Genomic DNA, 14,262 nt, shown 5'->3' on the forward strand with positions numbered 1-14,262 from the left:
TTCACACGGGTGTGGACCGACAAAATCAGGGAAGGAACAAGTGGTATGCGAGACACTTTGACGGTCATCTTGGCGGGAGGACGCGGTTCGCGTCTGGAACCGTTGACGCGCGACCGCGCCAAACCTGCGGTTCCGTTCGGCGGACTTTATCGCATCATTGATTTTGTCCTCAGCAATTGTCTGAACAGTGACATGCGTCGACTGCTGTTGTTGACGCAGTACAAGGCTCAGTCTCTGGACCGACACATCAACGTTGCTTGGCGAAATTATTTTTGCCGCGAGCTAGGCGAATTTATCGACGTCGTTCCGCCTCAGCAACGCATCGACGACAACTGGTATCAAGGCACTGCCGATGCCGTCTACCAAAACATCTACGCCATCGAACGTGAACAGCCCGAGGATGTGGTCGTGCTCGCTGGCGACCATATCTACAAAATGAATTACAAGACGATGGTCGACTTCCATCGCAAAACCGGATCCGACATCACCGTGGGTGCCCTTCGTGTAGGCCGCGATGCAGCACGTGAGTTCGGCGTCATGCAAGTAGACTTGGACAACCAAATCACTGGCTTCCAAGAAAAGCCTGACGATCCGATGCCGACACCGGACGACCCGGATATTTGTCTGGCGTCGATGGGCATCTATGTGTTCAACGCGCGGTTTCTGTACGAAGCGCTTTGCGCGGACGCGACACGCGAAGATAGCGATCATGATTTTGGCAAGAATATCATTCCGGGTGCGATTGCCGATGGATTCAAAGTCTCTGCGTTTCCGTTCTTAGACGAAAATCGTAAGCGCGATGCTTACTGGCGTGACGTTGGTACGATCGACGCCTACTACGAAGCGACAATGGATTTGATCGACGTCGATCCACTATTGAATCTGTATGATCAAAAGTGGCCCGTCCGTGCTCATCAACCTATGTTGCCGCCGCCGAAATTTGTTTTCGGCAGCGAAAGCCGCGGCACTACTCGTCGCGGACAAGCACTCGATTCGATCGTTTGCCAGGGCGCGATTTTGAGTGGCGGTTCGGTGGCACGTAGCATCATCGGCCCCAACGTACGGGTGAATAGTTACGCCCATGTCGAAGACAGCATCTTGTTTGATGAAGTCGTCGTGGGTCGCCGCAGTCGTCTGAAACGCGTGATCGTCGACAAAGGTGTGCAGATCCCGCCGGAAACCGAAATCGGCTATGATCGCAAAGCTGACTTGGCTCGCGGCTTCACCGTGACCGACAGTGGGCTAGTGGTGATTGCTCGTGGCGAACTGATTCAAAGTCAGAGCGATCAGTCCGAGACGTTGTCCGCCGAACCCGGTCTTTGATCGCAGCGGGCCTGATTTCAGTGACTCGACTCCCGCAGCTTTGCTCGATTTGTTCGATTCACCTATCTCCTGTACCCGTCTCTTTTATCCGTCCCTCCGTTAGGCCAAATTCACCCAACGCATGTTGCTCAGTTCAAGCATGTTGTCGTTAGCTGTGATCGGCTCCGAACAAGTTTGGATGACCGCGTCGATGCGTGTTGCGTTGTGGGCCGCCGCCAGCGATAGCTCTGCCGCTCCGCTGAGCATTTCTTGGCCGCTGTTGATCATCAGCGCGATCGGCATCCTGGTCTTCACGTTTGGGTTGGGATACGTACTTGGCAAGCGCACGTCAAAACAGGTCCGCCACGCAGTCCCGTCCGACACTGCTGCGGAACTACAACGAGCCATTGAGCCAGCCGAACGACAGCGGATGCTTGAATTACTACGCGAAATCGGCACTTGGTCAAACGAGTACTCCGGTCAGTTGTCGGAATACCAAAATGAGCTAGGCGAACTGAGCCGTAGCGTGCAACAAAACTCTGGCAGCGACCCAAAAATCGGTGACACCAGCGAACGCATCACCATGCTGTTGCAGCAATTCATGCAGAATAGCGGGCAGCTTCAACAAAGACTCGACGCCGCTGAATTTCAGCTCGAACAAAAGACTCGTCAGATCGAATGCTATCTCAACGAAGCCCGCACCGATTCACTGACAGGTCTGTTTAACCGCCGAGCGTTTGATCAACGCTTGGAAGAATTGTTTCGCAACTACCGTCGCGGTGGTCGATCCTTCGTCGTTGCTCTGATCGATATCGATCACTTTAAAATGGTCAATGACACACACGGTCATCAAACCGGCGACGCGGCACTGCAAGCGATTTCCAATCTGCTCAAGCAATGTCTAAGCGAAACCTTGATGGTGTCCCGATTCGGCGGCGAAGAGTTTGCCGTGATCATGGACGGTCCGTTGCTGTCGGCCGCTCGGCAATTGGACACCATTCGCCGAAGTCTTTGCCAACGTGGCTTGGAATTGGAAAAGATGAAACTGACCACTTCAATGAGCGTCGGCCTAAGCGAACCGATGGACGACGCAAGTGCCAGTAGCGTCGTGCGTCGCGCCGACGAAGCTCTGTACGCCGCCAAAAATTTTGGTCGCAACCGTGTCTACTACCACGATGGCCGCGAACCGACGCTGGTCGGATCTCCCGAAACCGCTCGCAATTTGTAGTCGACGCAGGGGAGGGTTGGGCGATTCAGTTTTTGAATCGGAGTGTTTGAGGTTGTTGTGGAAGACGCCGCAATCCAATCGGGCAACGAATTCGGTGTTCCCAAACCGAGCGAAGGTATCCGGCGTATTGATTCAGCCAAAATGTCGCTATCCTTATCTCCACGCACCTCACCTGACCGCGTCGCACGTTGTACGACGCGATGAATCGGCATTGGTGAGGCCCGTTCTCGAACTTCAAAATATTAGAGAAGAGATACATGTCTCAAGCGCAAATTGAACAGCAACCCAAAGTCTTCGGGCATCCTTCGGGCCTATACACACTGTTCTTTGCCGAAATGTGGGAGCGATTTTCGTACTACGGAATGCGGGCCCTGCTGATCTTTTACATGATCAAGGGTTTCTTGGGGTATGGCGACGCCCAGGCCTACACCGTCTACGGTGCCTACACAGCTCTGGTCTACATGACTCCGTTCATTGGTGGACTGCTGGCTGACAAGATCTTGGGCAAGCGGATCGCGGTGGTGATCGGAGGGCTGCTGATGGCCGCCGGGCACCTGCTGATGACCATCGAATCAGAGTGGCCGTTCTTTTTCGCGCTAGCGCTGCTGATTGTCGGCAATGGTTTTTTCAAACCGAATATTTCGACGACGGTGGGATCGCTGTACCGACAAGGTGATCGTAGGCGTGACGACGGATTCAATATTTTTTACACCGGCATTAACCTCGGTGCCGCAATGAGCCCGTTGTTATGCGGATTCGTTGGAGAGACCTACGGATGGCATTACGGATTTGGGTTGGCGACCATCGGCATGTTGATCGGGCTCGCCGTATTTGTCATGCCCAATCTAGTGACTCAGCTGCTGATCATGGCGGGTGCGATTGCCTCCTCCGTCGGAATGCTGTTGTTCCGACCCGACAACATTTACGCAATCCTGATCAACATCTTTGTAGCGGTCTGTTTGATGGCTGCCGCCGTCGTTGCCTGGATCGCACTGTCGCGAGGTGGATTGCCCACTTGGGCAGGTGGACGCCCCGAAGGCGTAAGCTCCAAACATGATTGGAAAATTTATACGGGTATCGCAATCTCCATTCCTATTTTTGCACTCTTGGTATCAGGTTTTTCGCCCTTCACTCAGCCCGCCGCTGACGCAGTCCTGAAGACAAAGGATGTGCTACTGCAAGAACGAGTCGCATTCCTGGAAAAACTAAACGTCGATGCTGATACCGTGGCACAGGTGCAGGCAGCGGGTATTTCGGTGGAACCGAAGCTTCGCGGGGAGACTTACAAACTGATCAACCAAGAGACGATCGATTCCGTCAAAGGCGATGGTTCATCATTCGCAGGGACCATCGCAGGAATCTTCTTGGAAGAGGTCAGCAAACCAGCCGGATTGGTGCTGACGGTCTTGGGGATACTGGCTTTCGGCTATCTGATCATCGAAACGTTCAAGCTGAATAAAGTGCAACGCGAACGCATGATTGCTGCACTGGTGCTGATCTTTTTCCAAATGTTGTTCTTTGCGTTCTTTGAACAAGCCGGCAGTAGTGTCAACAACTTTACCGATCGTAATATCGACCGGGTCGGCGAAACGACAGCCGTCACTGACGAGATGGTTGGTACGACGATTCGGATCGAACCTACCCAAGCTCAGTTGGGCTACCAGTTTGATAGCGGCAAAGCCTTTACAAACTCCGATCTCGACCAGCTGCGCAAGATCATTAAAGAGACGCCCAATCTGGATAAAATTGAAGTCGATTGGAACGTTGCCGACTCCAATGTCGGGATGGGTATCGCCAGCCGATTGGATGAACTTCCAGCGTCGATTTTTCAATCCTTTAATGCGATCTTCATTCTGATCTTTGCGCTCGTCTTTAACTGGCTTTGGTCGGCGCTGCGACGCAAAAACATGGACCCCAGTGCCCCCATCAAGTTTGGCTTGGGACTGATACAACTGGGGCTCGGATTCGGTGCCTTTTGGCTGGGAGCCCAGAACTGTACCTCCGTCGGAATGGTCGCGATCAGTTGGTTGACCCTCGGCATTTTGCTCCAAACAACGGGCGAACTTTGCTTGTCTCCGGTTGGGCTTTCGACGATGACCAAACTGAGCCCCAAAATATTGGTGAGCACGCTGATGGGAGCATGGTTCTTGGCAACCGCTTTCAGCCAGTACCTAGCTGCCATCATCTCGCAATTTACCAGCGTGGGCGGACATGGAGGCGGAGGCGCTGACCTGCCTGCACCCAAAGACACTGTGCACATCTACGGGGATGTGTTTGGGAGCATTGCCATGACGGCGATTGCGTCGGGGATTCTTTGCATCATTCTGTCACCAATTTTGAAAAACTGGATGCACGAAGGCGTTGTGCTGGACGACGACGGAAACCCAGTGGAAACGCAAGTTAGTGCCAGCTGAATGCGGTCGATCCCGATTATTCGTCCGTATGCGAAACACCTGCGCCTCTCCCATGAGGCGATTCAGCCATTAGACTAACATCGCGATCAAATCGCTCGAGTTGTGCTTCCGCTGTTTTGTCACTGGCTGAATTAAACTTTCTGTATGAACCCCGTTGATGATGCACGACTGATCGGCATGCTGCGGCGAGTGATTCGTGATTGCGGCAAGCTGTATCAACACTGCGGATCATGGATGGTCAAACGCTATCCTACCCTGATCGAAGGGAACGCTGATCAGTTTGTGGCGTTGATGGATGACCTGCACCGCGGGCTACTGATCAAAGTCTATGTGACGATTGTTCGCGCCGACGATCGCTGGACCGGCCCGGAAAAGTTGGTCGCTGCCGCCATGATCGAACATCTCTGGGGCGAAGAACTTGCGGGCCGGCAATTGCGTGAAGCTGCCACAGGTCTGTTCCAGCAAGCCGACCGGCTGAATTGGGAATCATTGGTGGCCCCGTTTGTCCGCTACCACCCCTTGGCCGACAGCAAAGCGCAAGTGGAAACAATCGTGATGCGACTGGCCAATTTGGTCGCAAAATGTGACGGACAAACGATGCCCGAAGAATCGGTCGCGCTGCATACGCTGCAGCGTGAGATCGACGCTGCTCTGCATCCCGCAAAACCAGACGAAACCCTGGCACCGCTTTCGACGCCTTCGAGCAAACGACGCAGTCAACTTGCACAGGAGAAGGAGCAAGCTCAGCAAACGTTGCCCGATACGCCGGCAGAGCCGATCAGTGACGCGGACCGCCAGGCCAAGTTGGCCAAGGCCATGGGTGAACTGGATACCTTGATCGGATTAAGAGGTGTTAAAGAACGAGTCCGCAGCTACGCCAATTTTCTACGGCTCCAGCAAGAACGTCGTGACGCCGGTTTGACAACAATGCCAATCAGCTTGCACATGTCGTTCATCGGTAATCCAGGCACAGGGAAAACGACGGTCGCCAGAATCGTCGGACAGATTTTGGGAGCGATGGGGACATTGCCAAGCGGTCACGTCGTCGAAACCGACCGCAGCGGACTGGTAGCGGAATACGCGGGCCAGACAGCTCCCAAGACGAACAAACTTTGTGATGCCGCGATCGGCGGAGTTTTGTTTATCGATGAAGCCTACAGTTTGATTGATGCATCCGGCGACGATGCCTACGGCCGCGAAGCGATTCAAACCTTGTTGAAACGGATGGAAGACGATCGCGATTCGATGGCTGTTGTGTTGGCCGGATACTGTGACGAAATGGAACAGATGATCCGTAGCAACCCGGGCCTTTCATCGCGCATCAACACGCAGATTGAATTCGATGATTATTCACCGGCGGACTTAGGGCACATCTTTGAATCGATGTGCAACGAGAACCAATATCAATTGCCCAGTGACGCTCGACATCGGCTGCTGTTAGGCTTTCATGAACTGTACAACAAACGCGATCGCCATTTTGGCAATGGTCGATTAGTGCGAAACGCGTTTGAAGACACCGTGCGTCACTTGGCTGATCGGATAGCCGAAGTCAGTGAATTGACTGAGTTGTTGCTCACCAAGTTCACGGTCGAAGACATCAGCGTACCGGGGCTGAGTAGCAGCCGACTGGCGGAACTGGCCTGCCAACCCCATCGACTGCGAATCGTCTGTCAACAATGCAATCGACACGTTCGCATACAGCCTGCCGCGCTGGGTGGCAAAATTAAATGCAACAAGTGCGAACATGTTCAACACGCGTCTTGGGCAGAAGTATCCGAGCTACCGGCATGCTAGCGCCTAGCGACTTCCATCTCAGCGTCCTTATCAAAGCTCTCTCATGACCACGCCAGAGTCACGCTGCTACACGCACAAAAAATGCAGTGCCGAAACGGAAGTCTCTGGGCCAGAGTTTCATGCGATGTCGGATCCACTGGCCGGGATGAATCGCACGTTTTGCAGCCAATGCGAAGACATGTTTTCGATTGACGAATTCGTCTGGACCGACACAGGCGAATCGATTCCTGATTACTACCAGCGTCACGGACGCAAGGCGAGCGACACCGACCGCATGCTGTGTTCCAACCAGGGTTTGCTGGCGCTCGGTGGAGCTGGTTTGTTCATCGGTTTTATGATTGGTACCGCTGTGTGCCTGACCATCGGCGGGTTGACTGGAATATTCATCGCCGCCTTCTTGGCGTTGGTCGGAGCAGTGGGCGGGGTCATTTTTCGCGAAGCTGTGGTCACCCCGAAAATCCTGCAGCGTGTGTGCGGCGTAAGCGATACACGCCAACTGAAGTAAAGAAACCAGCCAAAGCACAATCCGCTTTGCAGATCCGGACGGCTTTGTGTATTCCTGGACGTAAAATTCGGCAGAAAGGTATCGTTTGACTGGTGCTCTGGTCGAGGAAAAAAGGGATTCGGATTATGGTGCAGTCGAACGGCAGACCGGGGAAACGGCAGACCGGCACTCGCAAGCCCACACAGCTAACAGGAACCTAATCGTTTGACGCAGACTTTTAAAAACGTCGTATGCCCTGGCTGTGCGTGTCTTTGCGATGACGTCACTTTGACGTTAGGTCAAAACGAACTGATCGATTTTCAACCTGGCTGCTCGCTGGGTCGCAATTGGTTTGCGTCGAAGCTGCAAAAGGTTTCGCAAGCCGTCGTTTCACCCGCGGGCTCTCTGGCTTATGCAGACGGGATCGATCGGGCCGCCGACCTTCTGAATCAAGCCGATTATCCGCTGATCTATGGGCTCTCGCGAAGCTCCACGCCGGGTCAGCGCGCGGCCGTCGAACTGGGCGAGGCCCTCCGGGGTGTTGTCGACACGACGGCATCGTTGTGTCACGGACCGTCCATCATGGCGTTACAAGAATTCGGCGAAGTCACTTGCACGCTAGGCGAAGTCCGAAATCGCGCCGATCTGGTCATCTTTTGGGGATGCAATCCAGCGGATTCGCACCCGCGACATGCAGAACGTTACAGCGTAACGGCAAAAGGACAGTTGATTCCCGGCGGTCGAGCGGATCGCAAGATCGTGATGATTGGCAGCGAAGATCAAATCCACCAATGGCGACTGGACCACAACGGAACCGAACCCGATCTGACCATCGCCGTGCCCAAGGGCAAGGACTTTGAAATGTTGTCGACGCTGAATCGAATGGTTCAGCACATCACGGCCCAGGGTAAACCGGTCGACGATGTCAGCGATGATTTTCGCACACTGATGAAGATGATCTGCGATTGCCACTACGGCGTGTTCTTCTTTGGACTGGGTCTGGCCGAAACCGGTTCCTGGGGTGGCACAGAGCGAACCGGTATAGGTCACATCAACGTTGCAGCCCTGTTGCACTTGGTCGCCGAACTAAACGCCATCACTCGATTCACCGCACGTCGAATGCGATTGCAGGGCGACGTTTCCGGTGCCGACAATGTTCTTTGTTGGCAAACGGCATACCCTTTCGCTGTCGATTTTTCGCGTGGATACCCTCGCTACAATCCCGGTGAATACACCACCAACGAACTTCTCGAACGCGGCGACGTGGACGCGGCTCTCCTGGTCGGTGCCGAAACAGTGCAGCATCTCACTTCAGAAGCGAAGACGCATCTGGCCAAAATCCCTTCAGTTATTTTGGACTATCCCGGTTCAGAAAAACCTTTTGTCGCGGACGTGGCATTCACCACCGCCGTCTATGGACTGCACGCGCCGGGCACCGCGTACCGAATGGATAACGTGCCTCTGGACCTTAAGAAAATGGTCCCGAGCGATTTGCCCACCGACGAAACCGTCTTGCAAGACTTGCTAAAAAAACTGAAAGAACTGGATCCAACGCTTTAGTTCTGTGAGTGTAGAAAACCATGGATCGCGTCGGCCAGTTCATCAACCATTTGCTCCGTGTGAGCTGCGCTAAGCGAAACTCTTAAACGCGCCGTGCCTTCGGGAACTGTGGGCGGCCGGATCGCCGGGACAAAGAACCCCTTCGCACGAAGCTGACTGGAAAGCTTGATCGCATCCGCATCGCTGCCGATCAGGATCGGAATGATCGGCACTCCCGATTCGGTCTCGTCGACATGAATCGACAATCGACCTCGAAGTCTTTGTGCAAGACTGCAAACGTGGTGACGACGTCCCGGTTCGTCGCGCACTAGTTCAAATGCCGCCAACGCCGCTAGCACCGACGCTGGCGCCAACGAAGTGCTGTAAATCAGCGTGCGACAACGATTGATTAGATAGTCGATCACGACTTTCGGGCCGGCAACAAATCCTCCCTGACCGCCGATCGCTTTGCTAAGCGTTCCGATCCGAATCGCGACCTGCTCCTTGACCCCCAGAGCTTCACAAACCCCGGTCCCGTTCGCGCCCAACACACCGGTCCCATGAGCTTCATCAACGATCAATTGCGAATTGTATTCAGCTGCCAATTGAGCCAGTTCGCGAAGCGGCGCAACATGCCCATCCATGCTGAACACGCCGTCGGTGACGATCCAGACACGCTGGTACTGCTGTCGCTTTTTACGCAGTACATCAGCGACATATTCGAACGACAGATGAGGGTAGACCATGCACTCTGCTTTACTCATTCGGCATCCATCGATCAGCGATGCATGGTTTAGTCGATCGCTAAGAATCAAGTCTCCCTCTTCGGCAAGCGTCGCGGTCGTTCCGCTGCACGCCACAAACCCGCTGGGGAATACAACCGCCGCTTCGGTCGATTCAAAGTCGGCGATCGTTTCGGCTAACCGCTGATGCTCCGCTGTCCAGCCGCACACCAGTGCACTCGCACCGCTTCCACGAAGCGTATCGAAATGCCCTTTCCTCACAGGCTCCGACGCAAAACCTAGATAGTCATTGCCGCCAAAATTGACTAATTCCGTGCCATCTGGTTCAACGATCCGAGTGCCCCGGGCAATGCGTGGAATGAGGCTCCGCAATCGCTGCTGTTGATCGAGATCGCTTAAGCGATCAGTGAGATATCCATAGGGATTCGACTTTTTCATCAACCTGGTGGCCACTTCATTTGGCGACCACCCATGACGTGAAAGTGCAAATGAGGAACTTCTTGTCCACCGTCGTCGCCGCAATTGCAGATCAGTCGGTAGCCGCCATTGAGTCCTTCGGCAGCAGCGACTTTGTGAACCGCCATGATGCAGCGACCCACGATGGTTTCGTCTTCGTCGGTCAGGTCGGCCAGAGAAACAATTTCTTTCTTGGGGATCACCAAAATATGAGTCGGCGCTTTGGGTGCGATGTCCCGAAACGCCAAACACAAATCGTCTTCGTAGACGATGTCGGCCGGAATTTCACGCTGGATGATCTTAGTAAAGATGGACGACATTCAAGGGCTCCGCGTGCGGGAAATTTTCGACCGATCCATTGTAAACCAGCCCGCCCGATTCTGGCACCGACCCATCGATTCGAGCAACCAATTGGCAACACGACCTATTGGCTACTTCTTTTTGCGTTTGGGTCGCTTGCTGACGGGATCAGTGTAGGGCGATTTTTCGAACACGACGTCCTCGGAGATTCGTGGGTCGCCGGTTGATTTCAATTCGTTCATCAACCGATCGTGAAGCTCTTGGCGGACACCGGCCATCGATTCGTCGTCGGCTAGGTTTGTGATGCAGTGTTCGTCCTTGTGCATGTCGTACAACTCGTACTTGGGAACACGACCAAACGCGTACTCAAACGACTTCGGATCTTCATCCCGCCGCGTCGCCACCCAAGCTTTCGTCGGGCTGGCGTCCAAGTCCGCAAACGCTGCAAATGTGTTTTCGCGGAGGTCTTCGTAGCTCGGAAGCGGAGCATCCGGGTCGCCGTATCCCGGACCGGTTCCCATGGGCCAACGGTCTGGCTGAAAATTAATGATATACAGATAGTCGTCCGTCCGAATCGCACGTTGTGGAAACGGCTTGTTATCGGTCCGTGCCGCGGCGACGTGGCGTTCGCGACCGGTAAAGACTGCGTCACGAGCCGGATCGACTTGCCCTTCGGATTCACTTTTCAGAATGTCGACCAACGACCGCGCGGTCATGTTTGCGGGAGCATCGACGCCGCCGAGTTCTAAGAACGTAGGTGCCAAATCAGGTAGCGTGACGAAATCATCAACCACTCGCCCGGTTTTGGTAATGCCGCCGGGCCACCGAATCGCAAGCGGTACTTTGGTTCCGAAGTCATACAAGTGGCATTTTCCACGCGTGACGCCTGGCACGCCGTGGTCACCACTGACAACCAAAATCGTGTTGTCGTACTGTCCGATCCGTTTCAGTTCTTCGATGATGACGCCCAGTCCCGCATCAAACGCTGCGGCCTCGCCAAGGTAATCAGCGAAGTCTTCACGAACGACATCGACATCCGGTAGGAAAGCTGGCAGCTTTCCTTTCAACGAATCGGGGTCGATACCCCAGAGTTTCTTTCCGCTGCCAGCGATCCATTTGCGATGAACGTTGGTGGGGCCAAACCAATAACAAAACGGTTTGTCGCTATCCAGTTTGGCATCATCATCGGCATCCAAGAACGAGCGAATGTTTCCGCGGACTTCTTGGAGTAATCCCTGCCTGGCCGCTTCGTGATCGTCACCCTTCATTGCGTTCTGCGAAAAACCATTGAACTTGGTTCCGGCCGAATTGAATGCGGTCCGCCTGTCCCCGTGCGGTGCATTGGCGGGCGACCCTGGCGACCAGACTTTGTACGTGTGTCCGATGCGATAGCCGCTATCTTCTAACAACAGCGGATAGCTGGGGCTCGAAAAATCCCAAATCGCACCCTGCAAGATCGATGCGCGTCCACATCGCCAAAAGTGTTGTCCCGACAGCAGCGAACTGCGGCAAGGCGTGCAGGACGGAGCACTAACAAATGCGCGAGTGAACAAGACGCCTTCGGAAGCGACTTGGTCAAAGTACGGTGTCTTGGCCGCGTCACTAATTCCCCCCGGCGAAAGTTTGCCATAAGCACTGGCGTACTGTCCCCAGTCATCTGCAAAGGCCATCACGATGTTGGGGCGGTCGGCAGCGGACAATTGCAATGCGCTGACCAGGAGGAAGCCTAAAGCGAGGATTTGTCGCATGCTAATCAACCAAAGAGGGTGGGGGAGGGAAGTCGCAAGATTGTAGTCAGGACCGAACGCCCGGTGGACTCTCTGCACTTCAAAGAACCTTGATAGAGCCCGTCATAGTGACAAATGCCTTATCAGCGTCTGGTAGGACTACTAAGATAATGTCTTTCGCTTTCGCCGTAGGATCGATCCGCATATGTCTGAAGAACCGGGTGAAGAACCCAAACGACCAGTGCCGCTTTCGCCCAATGCTCGCCGCGTCCTAGGTGTTCTGGTCGAAAAAGCCAAAACCACTCCGGACAATTATCCGCTGACTTTGGCTTCGCTTATCAGTGGTTGCAACCAAAAGTCGAACCGTGATCCCAAAATGGACTTGGACGACGAAGATGCCCTTCTGGCACTCGACGAACTACGCGGCCTGGGCGCTTCCTTGGAAGTGCAGGGCAGTGGTCGCGCGACCAAATATCGGCACGCTGCTTACGAATGGTTAGGGGTGGAGAGTGCCGGCGCCGCGGTCATGACAGAGCTGATGCTTCGCGGACCACAAACCATTGGCGAAATCCGAACTCGTGCTTCTCGCATGTACGCGATCAGTGATCTGGACGCTGCCAAAGCGGTGATCAAGGAGCTGTTGGACAAAGACCTGGTCCAGGCCGTTTCTCCGCCGGGACGCGGGCAAGTGTTTGCCCATAAGCTTTATCCGCCCGATGAACAGCAGTATTTACAGGCCAAGGTCGAAAAGCGTGCTGCTGTAAGTACCGCGGCTCCCAAAAAATCGCAGACCAAAGTCGATCAGTTGCTGGCTCGGTTAGAAACGGTCAGCGATAGAATCGATCAGCTAGAAAACCGTATCAAAGAACTTGAATCCTAGTATCGTGTTCTTAGTAACGGAGCTAACAACAATCGAGGTACCAACCCGCTGCGGAGCGCCGCGAAAACTTGGAATCACCTGCTAAATGATCTATCTGGACAACAACGCGACGACAGCCATCGACCCCGCGGTTGTCGATGTGATCACCAAAGTGCTCTCTGCTGGCCCCGCAAATGCGTCCAGTCAGCATGCGGTCGGGCGGACCGCGCATGGCATCATCGAATCGGCGATGCAGACGATCGCAAAAGTGTTGGACACCGACTTTTCGCTTCCTGGCGGTCCCCGCTTGATCTTTACCAGCGGTGGAACGGAGTCAAACAATCTTGCGCTCGGTGGCATCGGCGACCCAACCCAACCGCTGGTAGTCAGCCGCATCGAACACCCCAGCGTTCTGGCCGTTGCTCAGGCTCAGGAGTTGGCTCTGGCCCAGCAATCTGCCGGTCGCAGCGTCCGTTGGCTGGATGCTAATTCCGACGGCGTGGTTTGTGTTGACGAACTGCAAGCCAAGATTGGCAGCGGTTCCGATCAAGCTTCGCTCGTTTCGCTGATGTCGGCGAACAACGAAACCGGTGTGATCCAATCAATCGATACTGCCGCTGAAGTTTGCCGAAGTGTTGGAGTCCCACTTCATATCGATGCGACTCAGTCGATCGGCAAGTTGGCTTTTGGACTGTCAAACATTGGTGCGTCAGCGGTCACTTTTACGGCTCACAAATTCCACGGGGCAGCCGGCGTGGGCGCGTTGTGGTTGGACGGTGGAGTGACACTGAATCCGCTCCTGCGTGGCGGCGAACAACAACTTGCGTCACGTCCGGGCACCGAACCGGTCGCCCTGATTGCCGGGATGGCGAAAGCTTTGCGGATCGCGGAAACAACGCTTGACGAATCCGCCCATCACACGTCAAAGCTGCGTAATCACTTAGAAAACGAGCTCTGCGATCGATTTTCCGACATCGTTGTTCACGGCAAACTGGCCAAACGGCTGCCTGGTACCAGCTGCCTGTCATTTCCTGGCACCGATCGCCAATCGATGTTGATGGCACTGGATCTGTCTGGAATCGCCTGTAGCAGTGGATCGGCTTGTAGCAGCGGCAGCAGCCCGCCCAGCCACGTGCTGCTGGCGATGGGCATTTCCGAAAGGCTGGTCGAATCGGCACTGCGTTTTGGAGTGTCTAGGTTTTCCACAGAGCAAGAAATTGACTTGGCGATCGACCGTATCTCCAATGTTTACAGGAGGTTAAGGTCAAAATAAATTGTTGATAACTACGCTATATCCTCTGGATTCTCGAGAATATCCCGTACAATGCTGCCCTCGGAAAAGTGTTCTCCACTCTTTCGACGCAAGTCCCCTAGTTTGTCAACGCTCAGTTCTCGCATCTGTCCGCTCGTGTTCTG

General features: G+C 54.4%; 11 protein-coding genes. 8 read left to right on the forward strand and 3 right to left on the reverse strand.

Annotated elements, in window-relative coordinates:
• Positions 1-45: 45 nt before the first annotated feature.
• The 6 genes from glgC (at position 46) to K239x_RS28100 (ending at position 8,782) form a co-directional block, all read left to right on the forward strand.
• Complete coding sequence (gene glgC, locus K239x_RS28075) at positions 46-1,323, forward strand: glucose-1-phosphate adenylyltransferase (RefSeq protein ID WP_145421917.1); 1,278 nt, start codon at positions 46-48, stop codon at positions 1,321-1,323.
• A gap of 121 nt (positions 1,324-1,444) precedes the next feature.
• A complete protein-coding gene (locus K239x_RS28080; protein ID WP_419189479.1) occupies positions 1,445-2,530 on the forward strand; it encodes a diguanylate cyclase in 1,086 nt (361 codons plus the stop codon).
• A 257-nt stretch (positions 2,531-2,787) separates the two neighbouring features.
• Positions 2,788-4,944 (forward strand): peptide MFS transporter, encoded by a 2,157-nt coding sequence (locus K239x_RS28085; protein WP_145421920.1) that lies wholly within the window; start codon positions 2,788-2,790, stop codon positions 4,942-4,944.
• A gap of 144 nt (positions 4,945-5,088) precedes the next feature.
• Entirely contained in the window at positions 5,089-6,738 is a 1,650-nt protein-coding gene (locus K239x_RS28090; protein ID WP_145421923.1) for an AAA family ATPase, read from the forward strand.
• Between the two features lie 43 nt (positions 6,739-6,781).
• Positions 6,782-7,243: a hypothetical protein gene (locus K239x_RS28095; RefSeq protein ID WP_145421926.1), complete on the forward strand. Its 462-nt coding sequence runs from the start codon at positions 6,782-6,784 to the stop codon at positions 7,241-7,243.
• A gap of 204 nt (positions 7,244-7,447) precedes the next feature.
• The gene (locus K239x_RS28100) at positions 7,448-8,782 is read left to right on the forward strand and encodes a formylmethanofuran dehydrogenase subunit B (RefSeq protein WP_145421947.1); all 1,335 of its coding nucleotides are present in this window, start codon (positions 7,448-7,450) and stop codon (positions 8,780-8,782) included.
• Here K239x_RS28100 and K239x_RS28105 read toward each other — a convergent pair.
• From K239x_RS28105 to K239x_RS28115, 3 genes are all read right to left on the reverse strand, one after another.
• The gene (locus K239x_RS28105; protein WP_145421949.1) at positions 8,779-9,942 is read right to left on the reverse strand and encodes an aminotransferase class I/II-fold pyridoxal phosphate-dependent enzyme; all 1,164 of its coding nucleotides are present in this window, start codon (positions 9,940-9,942) and stop codon (positions 8,779-8,781) included. The two genes, K239x_RS28100 and K239x_RS28105, sit on opposite strands and share 4 nt — an antisense overlap.
• Positions 9,942-10,280 carry a histidine triad nucleotide-binding protein gene (locus K239x_RS28110; RefSeq protein ID WP_145421952.1) on the reverse strand — a complete coding sequence of 113 codons (339 nt, stop codon included), beginning with the start codon at positions 10,278-10,280 and terminating at the stop codon, positions 9,942-9,944. The genes K239x_RS28105 and K239x_RS28110 overlap by 1 nt, the downstream gene beginning before the upstream one ends.
• Positions 10,281-10,391: 111 nt before the next feature.
• Positions 10,392-12,008 (reverse strand): sulfatase family protein, encoded by a 1,617-nt coding sequence (locus K239x_RS28115; protein WP_145421955.1) that lies wholly within the window; start codon positions 12,006-12,008, stop codon positions 10,392-10,394.
• Positions 12,009-12,192: 184 nt separating this feature from the next.
• Between K239x_RS28115 and K239x_RS28120 the strand changes: the two genes are divergently transcribed.
• Both K239x_RS28120 and K239x_RS28125 read left to right on the forward strand, forming a co-directional pair.
• Entirely contained in the window at positions 12,193-12,867 is a 675-nt protein-coding gene (locus K239x_RS28120) for a YceH family protein (protein ID WP_145421958.1), read from the forward strand.
• An 85-nt stretch (positions 12,868-12,952) separates the two neighbouring features.
• Positions 12,953-14,119 (forward strand): cysteine desulfurase family protein, encoded by a 1,167-nt coding sequence (locus K239x_RS28125; RefSeq protein WP_145421961.1) that lies wholly within the window; start codon positions 12,953-12,955, stop codon positions 14,117-14,119.
• Positions 14,120-14,262: the final 143 nt, after the last annotated feature.

It is taken from the genome of Stieleria marina (assembly GCA_007741555.1).
GTDB lineage: Bacteria > Planctomycetota > Planctomycetia > Pirellulales > Pirellulaceae > K23-9.

Excerpts from the sequence above, each read along its gene's own strand:
- K239x_RS28125 (WP_145421961.1), top strand. The coding sequence starts at position 12,953 with ATGATCTATCTGGACAACAACGCGACGACAGCCATCGACCCCGCGGTT.
- K239x_RS28115 (WP_145421955.1), bottom strand. The coding sequence starts at position 12,008 with ATGCGACAAATCCTCGCTTTAGGCTTCCTCCTGGTCAGCGCATTGCAA.
- K239x_RS28090 (WP_145421923.1), top strand. The coding sequence starts at position 5,089 with ATGAACCCCGTTGATGATGCACGACTGATCGGCATGCTGCGGCGAGTG.
- K239x_RS28105 (WP_145421949.1), bottom strand. The coding sequence starts at position 9,942 with ATGAAAAAGTCGAATCCCTATGGATATCTCACTGATCGCTTAAGCGAT.
- glgC (WP_145421917.1), top strand. The coding sequence starts at position 46 with ATGCGAGACACTTTGACGGTCATCTTGGCGGGAGGACGCGGTTCGCGT.
- K239x_RS28085 (WP_145421920.1), top strand. The coding sequence starts at position 2,788 with ATGTCTCAAGCGCAAATTGAACAGCAACCCAAAGTCTTCGGGCATCCT.
- K239x_RS28080 (WP_419189479.1), top strand. The coding sequence starts at position 1,445 with ATGTTGCTCAGTTCAAGCATGTTGTCGTTAGCTGTGATCGGCTCCGAA.
- K239x_RS28120 (WP_145421958.1), top strand. The coding sequence starts at position 12,193 with ATGTCTGAAGAACCGGGTGAAGAACCCAAACGACCAGTGCCGCTTTCG.
- K239x_RS28110 (WP_145421952.1), bottom strand. The coding sequence starts at position 10,280 with ATGTCGTCCATCTTTACTAAGATCATCCAGCGTGAAATTCCGGCCGAC.
- K239x_RS28095 (WP_145421926.1), top strand. The coding sequence starts at position 6,782 with ATGACCACGCCAGAGTCACGCTGCTACACGCACAAAAAATGCAGTGCC.